This window comes from Pseudomonas sp. D(2018), assembly GCF_005502555.1.
GTDB classification, from domain to species: domain Bacteria; phylum Pseudomonadota; class Gammaproteobacteria; order Pseudomonadales; family Pseudomonadaceae; genus Metapseudomonas; species Metapseudomonas resinovorans.
Genome location: NZ_SCOK01000016.1, coordinates 15,821 through 37,940, shown reverse-complemented (window position 1 = coordinate 37,940; position 22,120 = coordinate 15,821). Strand labels below are relative to the sequence as shown.

Genomic DNA, 22,120 nt, shown 5'->3' with positions numbered 1-22,120 from the left:
CATGAATCGTCCTTTGCGCATCGCGCTGGTTGCCGGCGAGGCGTCCGGCGACATCCTTGGTTCCACCCTCATGCAGGCGCTCAAGGTGCGCCATCCTGACGCGCAGTTCATTGGCGTTGGCGGCCCGCGCATGCAGGCGGAGGGACTGGAATCCTATTTCCCCATGGAACGCCTGGCAGTCATGGGCCTTGTGGAGGTGCTTGGGCGTCTCCCCGAGTTGCTGGCGCGCCGTAAGCGTCTGATCCACACCCTGATCGACGAGCGTCCCGACGTCTTCATCGGCATCGACGCGCCGGACTTCAACCTGGGTGTCGAGCTCAAGCTTCGACGCGCCGGTATCAAGACCGTGCACTACGTCAGCCCCTCGGTCTGGGCCTGGCGGCAGAAGCGTGTGTTGAAAATTCGCGAAGGCTGCGACCTGATGCTCACGCTGTTCCCCTTCGAAGCGCGGTTCTATGACGAGCATGGGGTGCCGGTGCGCTTTGTCGGCCACCCACTGGCCGATGCCATTCCCTTGCAGGCCGATCGCGCGGCTGCGCGGCTCGCGCTGGATCTGCCCGAGGACTCGCCCGTGGTGGCGTTGTTGCCGGGTAGCCGGGGCGGTGAAGTTGGCAAGTTGGGGGGCTTGTTCCTCGACGCCGCCGAACGCCTGCGTTCGATTCGCCCCGGCATTCGCTTTGTATTGCCCTGCGCGAGTCCAGAGCGGCGCGCACAGGTCGAGGCGATGGTCGCCGGTCGCGACCTGCCGTTGAAACTGCTCGATGGTCGTTCCCACGAGGCCCTGGCCGCATGTGATGCGGTACTGATCGCCTCCGGCACCGCCACGCTGGAAGCCCTGCTGTACAAGCGCCCAATGGTAGTGGCCTACAAGGTTGCACCGCTGACCTACCGGATTCTCAAGCGCCTGGTGAAGAGCCCCTACGTGTCCCTGCCTAACCTGCTGGCCCAGCGCCTGCTGGTGCCTGAGCTGCTGCAGGATGCCGCGACGCCCGAGGCCCTGGCCCAGGCTGTTTCGCCCTTGCTGGATGACGGCGAGGTGCAGACCCATGGCTTCGATGTCATTCACCGTTCCCTGCGTCAGGACGCATCGCGCCAGGCGGCCGATGCCGTCCTGCAACTGATTGGAGTGTCCTGATGCAGCTCGGTCTGGATTTCAGCCTGGTAGAAGAACTGGTGGCCGGCGTCGACGAAGTCGGCCGTGGTCCTCTCTGCGGTCCGGTGGTTACCGCCGCGGTCATTCTCGATCCGGCACGGCCGATCATTGGTCTCAATGATTCGAAGAAGCTCTCCGAAGCCCGCCGGGATGCGCTGTTCGACGAGATCCGAGAGAAGGCCCTCGCCTGGTGCATTGCCCGTGCCGAGGTGGAGGAGATCGATAAGCTGAACATCCTCCATGCCACCATGCTGGCGATGCAGCGCGCCGTGGAGGGCCTCAGCGTTACGCCGAAATTGGCCCTGATCGATGGCAATCGTTGCCCCAAGCTCAAGGTTCCCAGCGCGCCTGTGGTCAAGGGCGATAGCCAGGTGCCGGCCATTGCTGCTGCTTCTATCCTGGCCAAGGTCAGTCGCGACCGTGAGATGGCCGAGCTGGAGGCGCTCTATCCCGGCTACGGCATCGCCGGGCACAAGGGCTATCCCACGCCGGTCCACCTTGAGGCCTTGCGTCGCCTGGGACCGACGCCCATCCATCGACGCTCCTTCGGCCCGGTTCGGGAGCTGATCGAGGGCGGCCGCTGAGGCCTGTTGTCGCTCCCGTCCGCGACCTTGCCCCAAGCCTGTAGCTTTATCCGATGGCCCGGTACAATCCGGGCCTTGTCGTTTTCGCGTTATGCATAGGACTTCCATGACCGCTTCCTTCGTCCATCTGCGTCTGCATTCCGAGTACTCCCTGGTAGACGGCCTGGTGCGGGTCAAGCCGCTGGTCAAGGCCGTGGCGGGAGCGGGTATGCCGGCGGTGGCGATTACCGACCAGAGCAACATGTGCTCGCTGGTGAAGTTCTACAAAACCGCCATGGGTGGTGGCATCAAACCCATCTGCGGGGCCGATATCTGGCTGGCCAGTCCCTTCGAGGACGGGCCCTTGAGCCGCATGACCCTGCTGGCGATGAACGCCAAGGGTTACCGCAACCTGACCGAACTCATCTCCCGTGGCTGGACCGAAGGCCAGAGCAATGGTCTGGTGATCATCCAGCGGGAATGGGTGAAGGAAGCTGCCGAAGGCCTGATTGCCCTGTCCGGTGCCAAGGAAGGTGAGATCGGCATGGCCCTGCTCAATGGCGACCAAGCCGGCGCCGAGGCCTTTCTGGCCGAGTGGCAGGTCGCCTTCCCGGATCGCTTCTACCTGGAACTGCAGCGTACCTCCCGCGTCCTGGACGAAGAACATGTGCATGCCGCGGTTGCCCTGGCCGAGCGCTGCGGCGCTCCATTGGTGGCGACCAACGATGTGCGCTTCCTCAAGCCCGGCGATTTCGAGGCCCACGAGACCCGTGTCTGCATCGGCGAAGGCCGGGTCCTGGACGACCCGCGTCGGCCGCGTAACTACTCCGATCAGCAGTACCTCAAGTCCCCTGAGGAGATGGCCGAGCTGTTCGCCGACATCCCCGAAGCGCTGGAAAATACAGTCGAGATCGCCAAGCGCTGCAATATAGAGGTCCAGTTGGGCAAGCACTTCCTGCCCGACTTCCCCACGCCCAACGGCATGAGCATTGACGACTACCTCCGTCATGCTTCCTTCGAGGGCCTGGAAGAGCGGCTGGCCGTGCTCTTGCCGAAGGACACCACGCCTGACTACGAAGAGAAGCGGCAGCTCTACATCGACCGACTGGAGTTCGAACTCGGCACCATCATCCAGATGGGCTTCCCCGGTTACTTCCTGATCGTTGCGGACTTCATCCAGTGGGCCAAGAACAACGGCGTGCCGGTGGGGCCGGGCCGGGGCTCGGGTGCGGGCTCGCTGGTGGCCTACGTACTGAAGATCACCGACCTTGATCCGCTGGCCTACGACCTGCTGTTCGAGCGATTCCTCAACCCTGAGCGGGTCTCCATGCCCGACTTCGACGTCGATTTCTGCATGGACGGCCGCGACCGGGTGATCGACTACGTTGCCGACAAGTATGGGCGTAACGCGGTAAGCCAGATCATCACCTTCGGCTCCATGGCGGCCAAGGCGGTGGTGCGCGACGTGGCGCGGGTACAGGGCAAGTCCTACGGCCTGGCCGATCGCCTGTCGAAGATGATCCCCTTCGAAGTGGGCATGACCCTGGAGGCCGCGTTCAAGCAGGAAGAAGCGCTGCGCGACTTCCTCAAGGTGGACGAAGAAGCCCAGGAAATCTGGGACATGGCCCTGAAGCTGGAAGGCATTACCCGGGGTACAGGCAAGCACGCCGGTGGTGTGGTGATCGCGCCGACCAAGCTCACGGACTTCTCGCCGATCGCCTGCGACGAAGAGGGCGCTGGCCTGGTGACCCAGTTCGACAAGGACGATGTGGAGGCCGCCGGCCTGGTGAAGTTCGACTTCCTCGGCCTGCGCACCCTGACGATCATCAAGTGGGCCATGGAGATGATCAACCGCGAGCAGGAGAAGCATGGCCTGCCGCTGGTGGACATCGACCGTATCCCGCTCGACGACAAGAAAACCTACGACATGCTGCAGAAGGCGGAGACCACGGCGGTCTTCCAGCTTGAATCGCGCGGCATGAAGGAACTGATCAAGAAGCTCAAGCCCGACTGCCTGGAAGACATGATTGCACTGGTGGCCCTGTTCCGTCCGGGCCCCCTGCAGTCAGGCATGGTGGACGACTTCATCAACCGTAAGCACGGCCGCGCCGAGCTCTCCTACCCGCACCCTGACTACCAATATGCGGGGCTGGAGCCCGTACTCAAACCGACCTACGGCATCATCCTGTACCAGGAGCAGGTGATGCAGATCGCCCAGGTGATGGCCGGTTATACCCTTGGTGGCGCCGACATGCTGCGACGTGCCATGGGTAAGAAGAAACCCGAGGAAATGGCCAAGCAGCGCGGCGGCTTCATTGAAGGCTGCTCGAACAACGGCATCGACCCGAACCTCTCGGGCAACATCTTCGACCTGGTGGAAAAGTTTGCCGGCTACGGCTTCAACAAGTCCCACTCCGCCGCCTACGGCTGGGTTTCCTACCAGACCGCTTGGCTCAAGGCGCACTTCCCGGCACCCTTCATGGCCGCGGTGCTCACTGCGGATATGCACAACACCGACAAGGTGGTGACGCTGATCGAAGAATGCCGGCACATGAAGCTGCGCATCGTCGCCCCTGACGTGAACAACTCCGAGTACCGTTTCACCGTCGATGAAGATGGCCAGATCGTCTACGGCCTTGGCGCCATCAAGGGCGTGGGTGAAGGCCCGGTGGAGGCCATCACGGAGTGCCGAGCCGAGGGTGGACCTTTCAAGGACCTGTTCGACTTCTGCAACCGCGTCGACCTCAAGCGCATCAACAAGCGGACCCTCGAGGCGCTGATTCGTGGCGGTGCCCTTGATCGCCTGGGGCCGTTCTTCAGCAACGAGGCCAAGGCCTACCAGGCTGGCATCGACCGCAACCGTGCGGTGTTGCTGGCCGCCATGGAAGAAGCCATCCAGGCTGCCGAGCAAACTGCGCGCAGCCATGACAGCGGCCACATGGACCTCTTCGGGGGGCTGTTCGCTGAGCCCGAGGCGGACGTCTACGCCAACCATCGCAAGGCTAAGGAGCTTTCCCTCAAGGAACGCCTGAAGGGCGAGAAGGACACCCTGGGCCTCTACCTGACCGGTCACCCGATCGACGAGTACGAAGGTGAGGTCCGCCGCTTCGCCCGCCAGCGCATCGTCGAGCTGAAGCCGGCGCGGGACACCCAGATCATCGCCGGTCTGATCGTCAACCTGCGGGTGATGAAGAACAAGAAAGGCGACAAGATGGGCTTCATCACCCTCGACGATCGTTCCGGCCGTATCGAGGCTTCTCTCTTTGCCGAAGCCTTCAACGCCGCCCACGGCCTGCTGCAGACGGACGCCCTGGTCGTAGTGGAAGGGGAGGTCAGTCACGATGACTTCTCTGGTGGTCTGCGCCTGCGTGCCAAGCGTGTGCTCAGCCTAGAGGAGGCGCGCACCGGCCTGGCCGAGAGCTTGCGCATGAAGGTGGACTTCAGTGCCCTTCAGGGCGATCGCCTGCGCTGGCTGGCGGAACTCTGCGGTCGTCATCGTGGCTCTTGCCCGCTGACCCTGGACTACAGCGGTAACGACGCGAAGGCCCTGCTGCAGTTCGGCGACGACTGGCGAATAGCGCCGGCCGACGCTTTGATTCAGGCATTGCGTGACCAGTTCGGGCGCGACAACGTCTTCCTGCACTACCGCTGATGCGAACGTGACAGCACGCCCGCAGAGGCCCGATTTCGATTTGATCTCGACCCGAACGCGCCCGATCCCTTAAGGTAGGGCGCCAAATGGAACCAGCCGCCTGGCCCCAAGCGCACGACGGAAGCCTATGAACCCGAACTTTCTGGATTTCGAACAGCCCATCGCCGATCTGCAAGCCAAGATCGAGGAGCTGCGTCTGGTCGGTAACGACAACGCCCTGAACATCACCGACGAGATCTCCCGCCTGCAGGAGAAGAGCAGCGCACTCACCGAGAGCATCTTCGGTAACCTTTCCAGCTGGCAGATCGCCCAGCTGGCGCGCCACCCTCGTCGGCCTTACACCCTTGACTATATCGAGCACATCTTCACTGAGTTCGACGAACTGCACGGCGACCGTCACTTCTCCGACGACGCGGCCATCGTTGGCGGCGTTGCCCGTCTGAACGACGAGCCGGTCATGATCATCGGCCACCAGAAGGGCCGTGAGGTGCGCGAGAAGGTCCGTCGCAACTTCGGCATGCCGCGCCCCGAGGGCTACCGCAAGGCCTGCCGTCTCATGGAAATGGCCGAACGCTTCAAGATGCCGATCCTCACTTTCATCGACACCCCCGGCGCTTATCCGGGCATCGATGCCGAGGAGCGTGGCCAGAGCGAAGCCATTGCCTGGAACCTGCGCGTCATGGCTCGTCTGAAGACCCCGATCATCGCCACCGTGATCGGTGAAGGTGGTTCCGGCGGCGCGCTGGCCATCGGCGTCTGTGATCGTCTGAACATGCTGCAGTACTCCACCTATTCGGTGATTTCGCCGGAAGGTTGCGCCTCCATCCTGTGGAAAACCGCCGAGAAGGCGCCGGATGCGGCCGAGGCCATGGGCATCACTGCCGAGCGCCTGAAAGGCCTGGGCATTGTCGACAAGGTGATCGCCGAGCCCCTGGGCGGTGCCCACCGTGATCCAGCAGCCACTGCCGAGTCCATCCGCGCGGAGCTCTCCGAGCAGTTGAAGATGCTGCAGAAGCTCAGCAACGAGGATCTGCTGAAGCGTCGTTATGACCGCCTGATGAGCTACGGCGTAGCCTGACCCCTCGCTTCAGGCTGCGCGTCTCGGGCCCCGGCTTTATGCTTGGGGCCCGAGTCGGTTACCCGAGCCTCCCATGTCCCTCGAATCCTGCCTGTTGTCCGCCCTGGCCCCGTGGCGCCATGCGCCGGCCTGGCGCGTCGCCTTCTCCGGCGGACTCGACTCCACTGTCCTCCTTCATCTGCTGGTGCGCCTCGCCCGTCGCGAAGCCCTGCCGCCGCTTTCTGCCATCCATGTCCATCACGGCCTTCAGGTCGCGGCCGATGCCTGGCCGAACCATTGCCAGCGGTTTTGCGATGAACTGGGCGTTCCGCTGCAGGTGTTGCGGGTAACGGTAGATTCCGGGCCCAGCCTGGAAAGGGCCGCGCGAGATGCGCGATATGCCGCTTTCATCGATGAGTTGGGCGCCGGGGAGGTACTGTTCAGTGCCCAGCACCGTGACGACCAGGCCGAGACGCTGCTCTTCCGCCTGCTGCGAGGGGCTGGCGTGCGTGGGTTGGCAGGTATGCCGGAAAGCCGCTCGTTGGGGCAGGGCACCCTGGTCAGGCCATTGCTGCGCGCAGCCCGTGCCGAGCTGGAAACCTACGCTCGTGCCGAAGGGCTCCAGTGGGTGGAAGACCCGAGCAACGCCGACACGTCGCTATCCCGCAATTTCCTCCGCCTCCGTATCTTCCCGGTACTGCAAGCTCGATGGCCAAGGGTGGCGGAAACCCTTGCGCGTAGTGCCGAACATTTGGCCGAGGCAGAAACCCTGCTCGGCGAGTTGGCGCACGCGGATCTCGAAAACGCACGAGACTGCGTTGATTTCCCCTGGCTGCCCCTGCCGTCCCTGGATTTGCAGGTGCTGGTCGGCCTGTCGCCAGCTCGGCAACGCAATGCACTGCGTTACTGGCTGGCGAAGCTGACGCCCCTTCCCGACAGCGGCCATTGGGCGGGATGGGAAAACCTGCGTGATGCCGCCGTCGATTCGGCGCCGGTCTGGCGTCTGGCGCGGGGCGAACTTCAACGTGCCGACGGACGGTTGTGGTGGTTATCCGGGGACTGGCTCGCCGCACCGGTTTCGAATCTTGCCTGGCACGCTCCCACTCAACCGCTCGAGCTGCCCGGTAATGGCCGGCTGGCGTTGCAGGGCGAGGCGCCGACTGGTCGGCTCGAGGTTCGCTATCGGCAAGGAGGTGAGGTGCTGGAGATAGCAGAGCGAGGGCGTCGCGACCTCAAGCGGCTGCTCAATGAGTCGCGGCTGCCCGCTTTTGCCCGTGGCCGATTGCCGCTGCTCTTCGTCGAAGGAGAACTGCTGGCCGTGGCCAATCTGCCGGGGTTGGACGGTCCGCAGGCGGGCCACTGGCGTCTGCGCTGGACCCCACCGACGAATGACCAAGGTTTGAGCTGATAGGGTCTTTCCGGTAGACTACGCTCCCGTCTTACATAGCATCCGCTGATTCCTTCGGAATCGGCGGTTGTTGCTTTTGAAGCAGCGCCCCAGTGGCGCTCCATGGTTGAAGGCCATAGCCCTTCATCGCTTTCCCCGGCGGCTTTCCGCCTAAACGCAGACTTCTAGGGTTTTTCATGACGCGCTACATCTTCGTCACGGGCGGTGTTGTTTCTTCTTTGGGGAAAGGCATCGCCTCGGCATCCTTGGCCGCCATTCTGGAAGCGCGGGGGCTGAAGGTCACCATGCTCAAGCTGGACCCGTACATCAACGTGGACCCGGGTACCATGAGCCCCTTCCAGCACGGTGAAGTCTTCGTGACCGAAGACGGTGCCGAGACCGACCTCGACCTGGGCCATTACGAGCGCTTCGTAAGCACCACCATGACCCAGAACAACAACTTCACCACCGGCCGCGTCTATGCCGATGTGCTGCGCAAGGAGCGCCGTGGTGACTATCTGGGTGCCACCATCCAGGTGATTCCGCACATCACCGACGAGATCAAGCACCGCATCATCAAGGGCGCCGCTGGTGCGGACGTGGCCCTGGTGGAAATCGGCGGCACCGTCGGCGACATCGAGTCCCAGCCTTTCCTCGAAGCCATCCGCCAGTTGCGCGTGGAAGTGGGTGCCAAGCGCGCCATGCTGATGCACCTGACCCTGGTGCCCTACATCGCCACCGCTGGCGAGACCAAGACCAAGCCGACCCAGCACTCGGTGAAGGAGCTGCGCTCCATCGGTCTGCAGCCGGACGTGCTGATCTGCCGTTCCGACCATGACGTCGACCTCTCCTCCCGCCGCAAGATCGCCCTGTTCACCAACGTGGAAGAGCGCGCGGTGATCTCCCTGCAGGACGTCGACACCATCTACAAGATTCCGTCCGTGCTGCACGCCCAGGGCCTGGACGACATCGTCGTCGAGCGCTTTGGCCTGCAATGCGGCAGTGCCGACCTCTCCGAGTGGGACCGCGTGGTGGATGCCAAGCTGAACCCCGAGAACGAAGTCACCATCGCCATGGTCGGCAAGTACATGGAGCTGCTGGACGCCTACAAGTCGCTGATCGAAGCGATGAGCCACGCCGGTATCCAGAATCGCACCAAGGTGAACTTGCGCTACATCGATTCCGAAGACATCGAAACCCAGGGCACTGCCTTGCTGGAAGGCGTTGACGCCATCCTGGTTCCGGGCGGATTCGGCCTGCGTGGTGTGGAAGGCAAGATCTCCACCGTGCGCTATGCCCGCGAGAACAAGATCCCCTATCTTGGCATCTGCCTTGGCATGCAGGTGGCGGTGATCGAGTACGCCCGTAACGTACTGGGCTGGACCGACGCCAACTCCACCGAATTCGATAAATCCAGCGGCCATCCGGTCGTGGGCCTGATCACCGAGTGGGAAGACGCTACCGGCGCTACCGAAATCCGTACTGAAGCCTCTGACCTCGGCGGCACCATGCGCCTCGGCGCTCAGGCCTGCCAGCTGGAAAACGGCTCCCTGGTCCATGACTGCTATGGCAAGGACGAGATCGTCGAGCGCCATCGCCACCGCTACGAAGTGAACAACAACCTGCTGCCGCAATTGCAGGAAGCCGGCTTGAAGGTCACCGGTCGTTCTGGCGACGGTGCCCTGGTGGAAGTCGTGGAAGCTCCGGATCATCCGTGGTTCGTGGCTTGCCAGTTCCACCCGGAGTTCACCTCCACCCCGCGTTACGGCCACCCGCTGTTCAGCGGCTTCGTCAACGCCGCTCTGGCGCAGAAAGCGAAGAAGGCCTGACCCATGGCGCAGAAGATCGTCCGCGTCGGCAATATCGATATCGCCAACGACAAGCCGTTCGTGCTCTTCGGAGGCATGAACGTGCTGGAGTCCCGCGACCTGGCCCTGAAGGTTTGCGAAGAATACGTGCGGGTGACCGAGAAGCTCGGTATCCCCTACGTGTTCAAAGCCAGCTTTGACAAGGCCAACCGCTCCTCGATCAACTCCTTCCGTGGCCCGGGCCTGGAAGAGGGCATGAAGATTTTCGAGGAAGTGAAGAAAACCTTCGGCGTACCGGTGATCACCGACGTCCATGAGCCCTACCAGGCAGCCCCAGTGGCCGAGGTATGCGACATCATCCAGCTGCCGGCCTTCCTGTCCCGGCAGACCGATCTGGTGGTGGCCATGGCCAAGACCGGTGCGGTGATCAACATCAAGAAAGCCCAATTCCTTGCGCCCCAGGAGATGAAACACATCCTGACCAAGTGCGAGGAAGCCGGTAATGATCGCCTGATCCTCTGCGAGCGCGGCTCCTCCTTCGGTTACAACAACCTAGTCGTGGACATGCTCGGCTTCGGCATCATGAAGCAGTTCGAGTACCCGGTATTCTTCGACGTCACCCACGCCTTGCAGATGCCGGGCGGACGCGCCGACTCCGCTGGCGGCCGCCGTGCCCAGGTCACCGACCTGGCGAAGGCCGGCATGAGCCAGGGCCTGGCCGGTCTGTTCCTCGAGGCCCACCCGGACCCGGACAACGCCAAGTGCGATGGCCCTTGCGCGCTGCGCCTGAACAAACTCGAGCCCTTCCTGTCCCAGCTCAAGCAGCTGGACGACCTGGTCAAGAGTTTTCCGCCGATCGAGACTGCCTGAACCGGTCTTTCTCCGGTAAAGTGCCGCGTGGGCACAATCTGACCGATCGGTCAGGACATTCGCCGGGTCAGCCGACCCCGAGGCCCGGCGAATCGCCTCACTTTCTGCTGAGCGTTTTCGTCAACTTTTGGAGTGCTAACAACAATGGCAAAGATCGTCGACATCAAGGGCCGCGAGGTTCTGGACTCCCGTGGCAACCCCACTGTGGAAGCCGATGTGATCCTCGAGAACGGCATCATCGGTAGCGCTTGCGCGCCGTCCGGTGCTTCCACCGGTTCCCGCGAGGCACTGGAACTGCGTGATGGCGACAAGAGCCGTTACCTGGGCAAGGGCGTACTGAAGGCCGTAGCCAACATCAACGGCCCGATTCGCGATCTGTTGCTGGGCAAGGACGCTGTCGATCAGAAAGCCCTGGACCGCGCCATGATCGAACTGGACGGTACCGAGAACAAGGCCAAGCTGGGCGCCAACGCCATCCTCGCCGTGTCCCTGGCCGCCGCCAAGGCCGCTGCCCAGGCCAAGGGCGTGCCGCTCTACGCTCACATTGCCGACCTGAACGGCACGCCGGGTCAGTACTCCATGCCCGTCCCGATGATGAACATCATCAACGGCGGCGAGCACGCCGATAACAACGTCGACATCCAGGAGTTCATGGTTCAGCCGGTTGGCGCCAAGAACTTCGCCGACGCCCTGCGCATGGGCACCGAAATCTTCCACCACCTGAAAGCCGTGCTGAAGGCCCGTGGCCTGAACACTGCCGTAGGTGACGAAGGTGGCTTCGCGCCGAACCTGGCTTCCAACGAAGACGCTCTGGCCGCTATCGCCGAAGCCGTCGCCAATGCCGGCTACAAGCTGGGCACTGACGTGACCCTGGCACTGGATTGCGCCTCCAGCGAATTCTTCAAGGACGGCAAGTACGACCTGGCCGGCGAAGGCAAGGTGTTCGACGCTGCCGGTTTCGCTGATTACCTGGCTGGTCTGACCCAGCGCTACCCGATCATCTCCATCGAAGACGGTATGGACGAGTCCGACTGGGCCGGCTGGAAAGACCTGACCGACAAGATCGGCGCCAAGGTGCAGCTGGTGGGTGACGACCTGTTCGTGACCAACACCAAGATCCTCAAGGAAGGCATCGAGAAGAGCATTGCCAACTCGATCCTGATCAAGTTCAACCAGATCGGCTCCCTGACCGAGACTCTGGAAGCCATCCAGATGGCCAAGGCTGCCGGCTACACCGCGGTGATCTCCCACCGTTCGGGCGAGACCGAAGACAGCACCATCGCCGACCTTGCCGTAGGCACCGCCGCCGGTCAGATCAAGACCGGCTCCCTGTGCCGTTCCGACCGCGTCTCCAAGTACAACCAGCTGCTGCGTATCGAAGAGCAGCTGGGCGGCAAGGCGCCTTACCGCGGCCGTGCCGAGTTCCGCGGCTAAGTCCGCAGCTGCAATCGGTCAGGCCGGGTTGAAATCAGCCGCTGAATGCCTCTTTACTTCATGTAAACTGCGCGTCATCACCTGATTTCAACCTGCCCGGCCGGCAGGGACTGGTAGAAGGGCAGCGCAAGCTGCCCTTTTCGCATGGATACTCCCTGGCAAAATGACTCGCCCAAACACTTACTGGTTGTTCGTTGTCCTGATCCTGATGCTGGCGGGCCTGCAGTATCGCCTCTGGGTGGGCGACGGCAGCCTGGCGCAGGTCCAGGATCTACAGCAACAGATTGCCGAGCAGCAAGGTGAGAACGAACGCCTGCTGGAGCGCAACCGTATCCTGGAGGCCGAAGTGATGGAGCTTAAAAAGGGTATGGAAACTGTCGAAGAGCGTGCCCGTCATGAACTGGGCATGGTCAAGGAAGGCGAAACCCTCTACCAGATTTCCGAATGAACCAGGCCGATATCCCTTTCTTCTGGGCAGTGATCCCAGCCGCTGGCGTCGGTGCCCGCATGCGTGCCGACCGTCCCAAGCAATACCTTGAGCTTGCCGGGCGAACCATTCTCGAGCACAGCCTCGACTGTTTCCTCGATCACCCTCAGCTCAAGGGGCTGGTGATCAGCCTTTCGGCGGATGATCCGTATTGGCCTGCGCTGTCCTGCGCCAGCGACGAGCGCATCATCCGTGCCGACGGTGGCAAGGAGCGCGCGGATTCGGTGCTAAGCGCACTGTTGCGTCTGGCCGAGCGCGGCGCCCGCGCGAATGATTGGGTGCTGGTGCATGATGCGGCGCGGCCGAACCTGTCACGTTTCGACCTTGATCTGCTGCTGGCCGAGTTGGCCGATGATCCAGTGGGTGGCTTGCTCGCCGTCCCGGCACGGGACACCTTGAAGCGCGCCAGTGCCGACGGCCGGGTAGCGGAAACCGTCGATCGCAGCCTGATCTGGCAGGCTTATACGCCGCAGATGTTCCGCTTTGGCGCTCTGCATCGGGCCCTGGCCGATGCCCTGGTCGCCGGTGTCGCCATCACTGACGAAGCGTCCGCCATGGAATGGGCGGGGAACGCACCCAGGCTGGTGGAGGGGCGCGCCGACAACCTCAAGATCACGCGCCCCGAAGACCTCGACTGGTTACGTCAGCGCTGGTCGACGCGCGGCTGATCCAGCGCGTACTCAGGCCGTTCGGCCAACCCTTCTTTCAGCAGATCCACCAGTTGCCGCACCTTGGGCGAGAGGTGGCGTTGCTGTGGATAAAGTGCCCACACCGCTGTGTTTGGCGGTCGATGTTGTTCCAGCAGAGACACCAATGCGCCGCTGCGCAGGTGCTCCAGCACGTAGTAATCAGGTAGTTGGCACAGGCCGAAACCGCGCAAGGCTGCATCCAGCACTGCTTGGCCGCTGTTGCAGCGCCAATTGCCATGGATGCGGATGGCGTGTTCGCGCCCCTGCTGCAGAAAGTCCCAATGGTCGGCACTGCCAACCAGACAATTGTGCCGGGCCAGTTCCGAGAGGCTGTGGGGGCGACCGTAACGTTCAAGGTAGGAAGGCGCCGCGCACAGGTACATGACCCGCGGTGCCAGGCGTGTGGCCACCAGCCGCGAATCCTGCAAGCGGCCCAGGCGTATCGCCAGGTCGAGCCCTTCGTGCACCAGGTCCAGGGCACGGTTGCTGAGCTCGATATCCACACGCAACTGCGGATGGCGCGCCATGAACTCGTTGACCAGCGGCACGATGAAGCGCTCGCCATAGGCCACCGCGCAGGTCAGGCGCAGCAAGCCCTTGGGTTCGCTGGTCAGGTCGCTCACCGCGCGCAGGGCTTCCTCGCGCGCATCCATCAGACGTTGGCAATGTTGCAGGAAGGTTTGTCCAGCCTCGGTGAGGGCGACCTTGCGGGTGCTTCGATAGAACAACCGCGTCTGCAGGCGTTCTTCCAGGCGGGCGATCTGTCGGCTGACATGGGACGACGAGATGCCCAGACGCTCGGCAGCTGCAGTGAACTGGCCTGACTCTGCGACCGCAACGAACTCGTCCAGGCCTTCCCACCGACTCATTGATTATCCCTCCACTGCAATAATGTTTTGCTTTGTGGCTGATTATTTACCATAGGCAGCTCAACTACACTCCTTGGCCATTTCAATCAGCTGGAGAATGACCATGATCAAGTCCCGTGCCGCTGTGGCGTTTGCGCCCAACCAGCCGTTGCAAATCGTCGAAGTCGACGTGGCACCGCCCAAGGCCGGCGAAGTCCTGGTGCGGATCGTGGCCACCGGCGTCTGCCACACCGATGCCTACACGCTGTCCGGCGCTGACTCCGAAGGCGTGTTTCCCTGCATCCTTGGCCATGAGGGGGGCGGCATCGTCGAAGCCGTGGGCGAGGGCGTCACTTCGCTGGCCGTGGGTGACCATGTGATTCCGCTGTACACGGCCGAATGCCGTGAGTGCAAATTCTGCAAATCCGGCAAGACCAACCTGTGCCAGAAAGTACGCGCCACCCAGGGCAAGGGCCTGATGCCGGATGGCACCAGCCGCTTCAGCTACAACGGCCAACCGATTTACCACTACATGGGCTGCTCCACTTTCTCCGAGTACACCGTGCTACCGGAAATCTCCCTGGCGAAGATTCCGAAAGAAGCGCCGCTGGAGAAGGTCTGCCTGCTGGGCTGCGGTGTGACCACGGGTATCGGCGCCGTGCTCAACACCGCCAAGGTTGAAGAGGGCGCCACCGTGGCTATCTTCGGTCTGGGCGGCATCGGTCTGGCCGCGATCATCGGCGCCAAGATGGCCAAGGCCTCGCGCATCATCGCCGTCGACATCAATCCGGAGAAGTTCGACGTGGCCCGTGAACTGGGTGCCACCGACTTCGTCAATCCGAAGGACCACGCCAAGCCGATCCAAGACGTCATCGTCGAAATGACCGATGGCGGTGTGGATTACAGCTTCGAGTGCGTCGGCAACGTCAACCTGATGCGCGCGGCGCTCGAGTGCTGCCACAAGGGGTGGGGCGAGTCCGTCATCATCGGCGTGGCGCCGGCCGGTGCGGAAATCAGTACTCGTCCGTTCCAGCTGGTGACCGGTCGCGTGTGGCGCGGTTCGGCCTTTGGCGGCGTGAAGGGACGTACCGAGCTGCCGAGCTATGTGGACAAGGCGCAGAAGGGCGAAATCCCGCTGGATACCTTCATCACCCACACCATGGGGCTGGACGACATCAACAAGGCCTTCGACCTGATGCACGAAGGCAAGAGCATCCGTTCGGTCGTCCACTACTAATCAGACGGGCAGCCCGAGGCAGGCAAGGCATCCAGCTTCGGGCGCGGCTTTGACGGAGATCGCTCCATGACCCTTGAAATCGTTTCCAGCAACAAGAGCTTCGGCGGGTGGCACAAGCGCTACCGTCACCGCTCTACCAGCCTGAACTGCGACATGGTGTTCGCCGTCTACCTCCCGCCCCAGGCGGAGCAAGGCGAGAAGTTGCCAGTGCTCTACTGGCTGTCGGGGCTGACCTGCACCGATGAGAACTTCATGCAGAAGGCTGGCGCGCAGCGCCTGGCGGCGGAACTGGGGTTGATTATCGTTGCCCCGGATACCAGCCCGCGTGGTGCAGATGTACCCGGTGATCCGGACAACGCCTGGGATTTCGGCCTGGGCGCCGGCTTCTATCTGAATGCCACCCAGGAGCCCTATGCGCGCCATTACCGCATGCATGACTACGTGGTGCATGAGTTGCCGGCGCTGATCGAGGCCAACTTCCCGGTCTCCGAGAGGCGCGGGATCAGCGGCCATTCCATGGGCGGTCACGGCGCGCTGGTTTGTGCCCTGCGTAACCCGGGACGCTATCAGTCGTTGTCGGCATTCGCGCCGATCAGTAATCCCATGGCCTGCCCCTGGGGTGAGAAAGCCTTCGGCCGTTATCTGGGCGAGGACCGTACCCGTTGGCGTGAATGGGATGCCAGTGTGCTGTTGGCCGAGGCTTCTGAACGTTTGCCGATTCTGGTGGACCAGGGCGATCGCGATGACTTCCTCGCCAATCAGCTCAAGCCTGAGGCCCTCCAAGCGGCGGCCAAGGCGGCGGGACACCCACTGACCCTGCGCCTTCAGCCGGGTTACGACCACAGCTACTACTTCATCGCCAGCTTCGTCGGCGATCACCTGCGGCACCATGCGGAGGCGTTGAAAGCCTAAGCACAACCAAAGCAGGTAGAATCACGCCCTGACTTTTCAGGGCGTTCTTCCTTATGCGAATTGGCCACGGCTACGACGTACACCGCTTCGGTGAAGGTGACTTCATCACCCTGGGCGGCGTGCGCATCCCCCACAAGTTCGGGCTCGTCGCCCATTCCGACGGCGATGTGCTGCTTCACGCGCTTTGCGATGCCTTGCTAGGCGCTGCGGCGCTGGGGGATATCGGCAAGCATTTCCCGGACACCGATCCACAGTTCAAGGGTGCCGACAGCCGCGCGCTGCTGCGTCACGTGCTGTCGCTGGTGAAGGCCAAGGGCTGGAAGGTGGGGAACGTGGACGGAACCATTGTTGCTCAGGCACCGAAGATGGCCCCTCATATCGAGGCCATGCGCGCCAACATCGCCGCTGACCTGGGGGTAGAGCTGGACCAGGTCAACGTCAAGGCCACTACTACCGAGAAGCTGGGCTTCACCGGTCGCGAGGAGGGCATTGCCGTGCATGCGGTGGCCCTGTTGCTGCCGGCATGACCGAACTCGAACTGCTGGGCCCGCGCGCCCATGGCGAACCTCTGGGACGGGCTCAACTGAAGGCCGTGGCTGAGGATTTTCAGGTCGATGAAGTGCTGGACATTCCGCTGGAGGGTGCAGGCGAGCATCTCTGGCTCTGGGTGGAAAAGCGCGAGCTGAACACCGAGGAAGCAGCCCGGCGCATTGCCCGTGCTGCTGGCGTACCGCTGAAAGTGGTCAGCTACGCTGGACTAAAGGATCGGCAGGCATTGACCCGACAGTGGTTCAGCCTGCACCTGCCAGGCAAGGCCGATCCAGACCTGTCCGCTGCCGAGAATGCCAACCTGCGCATCCTCAAGATTGTGCGCCACAAGCGAAAGCTGCAGCGTGGCGCCCATTCGGCTAACGGTTTCATCCTTCGTTTGACTCGTCTGGAGGCGGATCGTGAGGCGATCGACGCGCGCCTGAAGTGCCTGGCGGAAGCAGGTGTGCCCAACTATTTCGGCCTGCAGCGCTTCGGGCATGGTGGCGGCAACGTGGTCGACGCTCGCGCCTTCGCCGAGCGCAAGGAGCTGCCGGTACAGCGCAACTTGCGTTCGCGGCTGCTCTCGGCCGGACGTAGCTACCTGTTCAACCGGGTGCTGGCCGAGCGCGTCGCCGCGGGCACCTGGAACCAGGCCCAGGTAGGTGACCTGTTGGCCTTCACCGACAGTCGCAGTTTCTTCCCGGCAGGCGAGGCTGAATGCAGCGACCCGCGCTTGGCGCAACTCGATCTGCACCCGACCGGTCCGCAATGGGGAGAAGGACCATCGCCCGTCCAGGGACAGGCGCAAACGCTCGAGGCGGCGGTGGCCGCGGCCGAGCCGGCACTTTGCCACTGGTTGGCGGAAGCGCGAATGGCGCACGAACGGCGCATCCTCCGCCTCCCCATTGGCGGCCTGACGTGGCATTATCCCGAGCCTGACGTTCTGCAACTGGAATTCGTCCTGCCGGCTGGATGCTTCGCCACCGCAGTGGTGCGTGAGCTCGTCGATCTGCTGCCGGCGGGGCAGACGGAAAACCCATGCGCATTCTGATTTCCAACGACGACGGGGTGAATGCCCCGGGTCTCGCCGCTCTACATGGCACGCTCAAGGATTACGCCGACTGCGTGGTCATTGCGCCAGACCAGGACAAGAGTGGTGCCAGCAGCTCTCTGACGCTGGACCGCCCGCTTCACCCCAGCACGCTGGATAACGGTTTCATCAGCCTCAATGGCACGCCGACCGACTGCGTCCACCTGGGGCTCAACGGTATGCTTGAGCATTTGCCAGACATGGTGGTGTCGGGCATCAATCTCGGAGCCAATCTCGGGGATGACGTGCTCTATTCCGGTACCGTGGCCGCCGCTCTGGAAGGGCGCTTCCTCGGGCTGCCGGCGTTCGCCTTCTCACTGTTGTCGCGTCAGGCGGACAACCTGCCCGCTGCCGCGCACATCGCCCGCCGACTGGTGGCCGCCCATGACCGGCTCGACCTGCCACCGCGCACCGTGCTCAATGTAAATATCCCCAATCTGCCGCTGGAGCGTATCCGTGGTATCCAACTGACCCGGCTGGGCCATCGAGCGCGGGCTGCAGCGCCCGTGAAGGTGGTCAATCCCCGGGGTAAGGAGGGATACTGGATTTCCGCAGCCGGTGACGCCGAAGACGGTGGGCCGGGGACGGATTTCCATGCGGTGATGCAAGGTTATGTGTCCATCACGCCCCTGCAACTCGATCGGACTTTCAACGAGGCTTTCCAGAGCCTCGATAGCTGGTTGGAGGGCCTGCTCTAATGCCCCGGGAACAGGACGACCTGATCCGGCGCGGGATCGGCATGACTTCCCAGCGCACCCGTGAGCGCCTTATCCAGCGTCTGTACGAGGAAGGGCTGTCCAACGCCCGCGTACTCGAAACCATTCGCCGGACACCGCGTCACCTGTTCGTCGATGAGGCCTTGGCCCATCGCGCCTACGAAGACACCGCGCTGCCGATTGGGCACAACCAGACCATCTCGCAGCCCTACATGGTTGCGCGGATGACCGAACTTCTGCTGGCCGCTGGCCCGCTGGACAAGGTGCTGGAGATCGGTACCGGTTCGGGTTATCAGACTGCGATTCTTGCGCAGCTGGTTGAGCGGGTGTTTTCTGTCGAGCGCATCCAGGTACTGCAGGACAAAGCCAAGGAACGCCTCGCGGTGCTCAACCTGCGCAACGTGGTGTTCCGTTGGGGCGACGGTTGGGAAGGCTGGCCAGCGCTGGCACCCTACAATGGCATCATAGTGACTGCTGCCGCGGCGGACGTCCCGCAGGCATTGCTCGATCAACTGGCACCGGGCGGACGCCTGGTGATCCCGGTGGGCGCTGGCGACGTCCAGCAACTGATGCTGATCATTCGTGAAGAGCAGGGCTTCACCCGTCATGTGCTCGATGCGGTGCGCTTCGTACCGCTGCTCAGCGGACCCCTGGCCTGAGCTCGCCGTCGGGGGAACCTGCGTCGCAGGTAACTTTCTGATGCATCGCCAAGCTGTCCACCTGCTGTACTTTGTGCGGCAGGCGGCTGGCTCGACCGGATATTTCCGGCACAATAATCAAGTATTAGGAACGTTGGGAAAGGGGACAAGAGTGAGCCTAATGGCCATTCGGCAGTGGATTCGCATGGGGAATGGGCTCATCTGGTTGCCCGCTGTTGCCGTTGGCGTCTTGCTCGCCGGCTGTACCAGCACCCAGAAAAGCAGCGTCGGCGTGGTCGACCGCAACCACTCGGGGGCGAACTCTGCCGTGCAGCGGCAACCCGTTACCAGCGGCCAGTACCGCGTCCAGCGCGGTGACACCCTCTATTCCATAGCTTTTCGCTTCGGCTGGGATTGGAAAGCTCTGGCCGCGCGCAATGGAATCCCCTCTCCGTACGTGATTCGCCCTGGGCAGATCATCCGTTTCGATGGCCAGCCTGGTCAGACCCGTCCTACGGCAGTTGCCACGGCACCTGTGGTGACCAATCCAAGGGCGGGTAGCAGCGTTTCCAGCCGCCCGCCCGTGCCGCCCCAGCAGCCGACTGTCCGCCCGCAGTCGCAGCCTCAGAAAACCGTGGCGGCAGTGCAGGCATCTACGCCGAACGCCTCTATTCCGCGCTCTGCAGCCGGGTGGGTGTGGCCGGCGAGTGGTCCTCTGATCGGGCGTTTTTCGTCAAACGGCAGTTTGAATAAAGGGATTGATATCGCTGGGGAATTAGGCCAGCCTGTCTTGGCTGCGTCAGATGGATCAGTTGTTTATGCCGGAAGTGGATTACGGGGCTACGGCGAATTGGTCATCATCAAACACAGCGATACCTACGTAAGCGCCTATGGTCATAACCGTAGGCTGCTGGTGCGGGAGGGACAGCAGGTCAAGGTCGGGCAGACAATTGCCGAGATGGGCTCAACGGGGACTGACCGGGTGAAGCTTCATTTTGAGATTCGCCGTCAAGGTAAGCCTGTAGACCCGCTGCAATACCTGCCTCGTCGTTGATCCGTTTTTCAGCCCGTTCCACCACGTGGTAAGGACGGGCTCGGGCGGCGCCAGGGATATAAGGCATCGCCAGGGCTTGTTGTCGAACTCAGCAAGGGACAACAACAATGGCACTCAATAAAGAAGCGCCGGAGTTTGACGTCGATGACGAGCTGCTCCTTCTGGAGCCGGGCGTTATTTTGGATGATGCGTTGAGCGAGGAGAGCGACGCGCCTCCGCCCACCGCGAAATCCCGACATTCAAGCTCACCCAAGCAACACAAGTACATCGACTACACCCGCGCGCTAGACGCGACTCAGCTGTACCTCAACGAAATCGGCTTTTCCCCCCTGCTAACCCCGGAAGAAGAAGTGCACTTTGCGCGCCTGGCGCAGCGCGGAGACCCTGCCGGGCGCAAACGCATGATCGAAAGCAACCTCCGCCTTGTGGTGAAGATCGCGCGACGCTATGTCAATCGTGGTCTTTCGCTGCTCGACCTCATCGAAGAGGGCAACCTCGGTCTGATCCGGGCGGTGGAAAAGTTCGATCCCGAACGGGGCTTCCGCTTCTCTACCTATGCGACCTGGTGGATCCGTCAGACCATTGAACGGGCCATCATGAACCAGACCCGAACGATCCGCCTGCCGATCCATGTGGTCAAGGAACTCAACGTCTACCTGCGTGCTGCTCGAGAGCTGACCCACAAGCTGGATCACGAGCCTTCGCCGGAAGAAATCGCCAACCTGCTGGAAAAACCGGTCGATGAGGTCAAGCGCATGCTCGGTCTCAACGAGCGGGTGACTTCGGTGGATGTGTCCCTCGGGCCTGACTCGGACAAGACCCTGCTGGATACCCTTACCGATGACCGCCCCACCGACCCCTGCGAACTGCTACAGGACGATGACCTCTCGCAGAGCATCGACCAGTGGTTGTCCGAGCTGACTGACAAGCAGCGCGAAGTGGTAGTGCGTCGCTTTGGTCTGCGGGGCCATGAAAGCTGTACGCTTGAGGAAGTGGGCCAGGAAATAGGCCTGACCCGTGAGCGGGTGCGACAGATTCAGGTCGAAGCGCTGAAGCGTCTTCGGGAAATCCTGGAAAAGAATGGCTTGTCCAGTGATGCGCTGTTCCAGTAGTGAGTTAGCGATTCGAAAGAGCCCGGTTTAAGCCGGGCTTTTTTATGTGTTGCTGGTGGGAGCCCCGGCCGCTCGTTTCCCTTTTGGGAGGAGGGGAGACGGCCGCTTCGGCTGGAATCACAAAGGTTCTCTTTTATGCATTGCTGTGTAAGTCATTGCTTACAAGCTGTGTACGTAATCAGAGGAAGTTCCTGCTCGTGAATGGTGGGATATGTGCTGGGTTCAGGTTCAAGATATTGAAATATAAGGTTTTTATTGTTTTGTCTGATAACCCTTCCACTCTTCTAAGCACCGGCTCAGCAACTTGCTCGGTACTCCCGGATCGCTAATATCACTCCTGCGTACAGGATGTATGCAGGTTGATAAGGACATCGACCAAGGACATCGCCGGATGCGATTCATCAGGATGATGAGCAAGGAATACAGGGAATAGGGACAAAAGAGTGGGCGGGTATCCCCCGCCCCTTTTTTCGTCCCTAGGAAAGCAAAAGGCCCGCAGATGCGGGCCTTTTTGCGTTGGGGCTACCGAAGTGGATCAGCGCTCCAGGTGTTCCAGCTTGCCTTTGACGCCATCCCACTCTTCGGCGTCGGAGAGGGCGTCCTTCTTCTCGGTGATGTTTGGCCAGACTTCGGCCAGATCGCGGTTCAGCTCGATGAACTCCTGCATATCCTCAGGCACTTCATCCTCGGAGAAGATGGCTTGCGCCGGGCACTCAGGCTCGCAAAGTGCGCAATCGATGCACTCGTCCGGGTGAATGACCAGGAAGTTCGGGCCTTCGTAGAAGCAGTCCACCGGACAGACTTCCACACAGTCGGTGTATTTGCATTTGATGCAGTTGTCGGTGACGACGAAGGTCATTTCTATTCTTCTCCTCAAGCGGC

The 22,120-nt window shown here is 62.2% G+C and carries 20 protein-coding genes; 18 read left to right on the top strand and 2 right to left on the bottom strand.

Features of this window, described 5'->3' with window-relative positions:
• Position 1: 1 nt before the first annotated feature.
• The 10 genes from lpxB (at position 2) to ispD (ending at position 13,079) form a co-directional block, all read left to right on the top strand.
• A complete protein-coding gene (gene lpxB / locus FFS60_RS12685) occupies positions 2 to 1,135 on the top strand; it encodes a lipid-A-disaccharide synthase (protein ID WP_028627455.1) in 1,134 nt (377 codons plus the stop codon).
• A complete protein-coding gene (gene rnhB, locus FFS60_RS12680; RefSeq protein ID WP_028627456.1) occupies positions 1,135 to 1,737 on the top strand; it encodes a ribonuclease HII in 603 nt (200 codons plus the stop codon). Before lpxB ends, rnhB begins: the two co-directional genes overlap by 1 nt.
• Positions 1,738 to 1,843: 106 nt before the next feature.
• Complete coding sequence (dnaE, locus tag FFS60_RS12675) at positions 1,844 to 5,368, top strand: DNA polymerase III subunit alpha (protein WP_028627457.1); 3,525 nt, start codon at positions 1,844 to 1,846, stop codon at positions 5,366 to 5,368.
• Positions 5,369 to 5,495: 127 nt separating this feature from the next.
• A complete protein-coding gene (gene accA, locus FFS60_RS12670; protein WP_028627458.1) occupies positions 5,496 to 6,446 on the top strand; it encodes an acetyl-CoA carboxylase carboxyl transferase subunit alpha in 951 nt (316 codons plus the stop codon).
• 73 nt (positions 6,447 to 6,519) lie between these two features.
• Positions 6,520 to 7,833 (top strand): tRNA lysidine(34) synthetase TilS, encoded by a 1,314-nt coding sequence (gene tilS / locus FFS60_RS12665; protein WP_137822158.1) that lies wholly within the window; start codon positions 6,520 to 6,522, stop codon positions 7,831 to 7,833.
• Positions 7,834 to 8,009: 176 nt separating this feature from the next.
• Positions 8,010 to 9,641 carry a CTP synthase gene (locus FFS60_RS12660; protein WP_028627460.1) on the top strand — a complete coding sequence of 544 codons (1,632 nt, stop codon included), beginning with the start codon at positions 8,010 to 8,012 and terminating at the stop codon, positions 9,639 to 9,641.
• A 3-nt stretch (positions 9,642 to 9,644) separates the two neighbouring features.
• Positions 9,645 to 10,490 carry a 3-deoxy-8-phosphooctulonate synthase gene (gene kdsA, locus FFS60_RS12655; RefSeq protein WP_028627461.1) on the top strand — a complete coding sequence of 282 codons (846 nt, stop codon included), beginning with the start codon at positions 9,645 to 9,647 and terminating at the stop codon, positions 10,488 to 10,490.
• Positions 10,491 to 10,634: 144 nt separating this feature from the next.
• Positions 10,635 to 11,924, top strand: a complete 1,290-nt coding sequence (gene eno / locus FFS60_RS12650; RefSeq protein WP_137822157.1) for a phosphopyruvate hydratase — start codon at positions 10,635 to 10,637, stop codon at positions 11,922 to 11,924.
• 163 nt (positions 11,925 to 12,087) lie between these two features.
• Entirely contained in the window at positions 12,088 to 12,372 is a 285-nt protein-coding gene (gene ftsB, locus FFS60_RS12645) for a cell division protein FtsB (protein WP_028627463.1), read from the top strand.
• Positions 12,369 to 13,079 (top strand): 2-C-methyl-D-erythritol 4-phosphate cytidylyltransferase, encoded by a 711-nt coding sequence (gene ispD / locus FFS60_RS12640; RefSeq protein WP_137822156.1) that lies wholly within the window; start codon positions 12,369 to 12,371, stop codon positions 13,077 to 13,079. Before ftsB ends, ispD begins: the two co-directional genes overlap by 4 nt.
• Here ispD and FFS60_RS12635 read toward each other — a convergent pair.
• Positions 13,055 to 13,969, bottom strand: coding sequence for a LysR substrate-binding domain-containing protein (locus FFS60_RS12635; protein WP_028627465.1), 915 nt, complete (start codon positions 13,967 to 13,969; stop codon positions 13,055 to 13,057). The genes ispD and FFS60_RS12635 overlap by 25 nt on opposite strands.
• A gap of 103 nt (positions 13,970 to 14,072) precedes the next feature.
• Here FFS60_RS12635 and FFS60_RS12630 point away from each other — a divergent pair, with 103 nt between their 5' ends.
• The 8 genes from FFS60_RS12630 to rpoS all read left to right on the top strand — a co-directional run bounded on the left by FFS60_RS12630 (position 14,073) and on the right by rpoS (position 21,238).
• Positions 14,073 to 15,185 carry an S-(hydroxymethyl)glutathione dehydrogenase/class III alcohol dehydrogenase gene (locus tag FFS60_RS12630; RefSeq protein ID WP_028627466.1) on the top strand — a complete coding sequence of 371 codons (1,113 nt, stop codon included), beginning with the start codon at positions 14,073 to 14,075 and terminating at the stop codon, positions 15,183 to 15,185.
• 66 nt (positions 15,186 to 15,251) lie between these two features.
• A complete protein-coding gene (gene fghA, locus FFS60_RS12625) occupies positions 15,252 to 16,097 on the top strand; it encodes an S-formylglutathione hydrolase (RefSeq protein WP_028627467.1) in 846 nt (281 codons plus the stop codon).
• Between the two features lie 53 nt (positions 16,098 to 16,150).
• Complete coding sequence (gene ispF / locus FFS60_RS12620; protein ID WP_028627468.1) at positions 16,151 to 16,624, top strand: 2-C-methyl-D-erythritol 2,4-cyclodiphosphate synthase; 474 nt, start codon at positions 16,151 to 16,153, stop codon at positions 16,622 to 16,624.
• Positions 16,621 to 17,679 carry a tRNA pseudouridine(13) synthase TruD gene (gene truD, locus FFS60_RS12615; RefSeq protein WP_028627469.1) on the top strand — a complete coding sequence of 353 codons (1,059 nt, stop codon included), beginning with the start codon at positions 16,621 to 16,623 and terminating at the stop codon, positions 17,677 to 17,679. Before ispF ends, truD begins: the two co-directional genes overlap by 4 nt.
• Positions 17,667 to 18,416, top strand: coding sequence for a 5'/3'-nucleotidase SurE (surE, locus tag FFS60_RS12610; RefSeq protein WP_028627470.1), 750 nt, complete (start codon positions 17,667 to 17,669; stop codon positions 18,414 to 18,416). Before truD ends, surE begins: the two co-directional genes overlap by 13 nt.
• Positions 18,417 to 18,457: 41 nt before the next feature.
• The gene (locus FFS60_RS12605; RefSeq protein WP_171016522.1) at positions 18,458 to 19,093 is read left to right on the top strand and encodes a protein-L-isoaspartate(D-aspartate) O-methyltransferase; all 636 of its coding nucleotides are present in this window, start codon (positions 18,458 to 18,460) and stop codon (positions 19,091 to 19,093) included.
• A gap of 160 nt (positions 19,094 to 19,253) precedes the next feature.
• The gene (locus FFS60_RS12600) at positions 19,254 to 20,126 is read left to right on the top strand and encodes a peptidoglycan DD-metalloendopeptidase family protein (RefSeq protein ID WP_081667941.1); all 873 of its coding nucleotides are present in this window, start codon (positions 19,254 to 19,256) and stop codon (positions 20,124 to 20,126) included.
• A gap of 107 nt (positions 20,127 to 20,233) precedes the next feature.
• Positions 20,234 to 21,238 carry an RNA polymerase sigma factor RpoS gene (rpoS, locus tag FFS60_RS12595; RefSeq protein ID WP_028627473.1) on the top strand — a complete coding sequence of 335 codons (1,005 nt, stop codon included), beginning with the start codon at positions 20,234 to 20,236 and terminating at the stop codon, positions 21,236 to 21,238.
• A gap of 535 nt (positions 21,239 to 21,773) precedes the next feature.
• On the opposite strand, the gene fdxA is transcribed toward rpoS, so the two are convergent.
• Positions 21,774 to 22,097: a ferredoxin FdxA gene (fdxA, locus tag FFS60_RS12590; RefSeq protein WP_028627474.1), complete on the bottom strand. Its 324-nt coding sequence runs from the start codon at positions 22,095 to 22,097 to the stop codon at positions 21,774 to 21,776.
• Positions 22,098 to 22,120 lie beyond the last annotated feature (23 nt).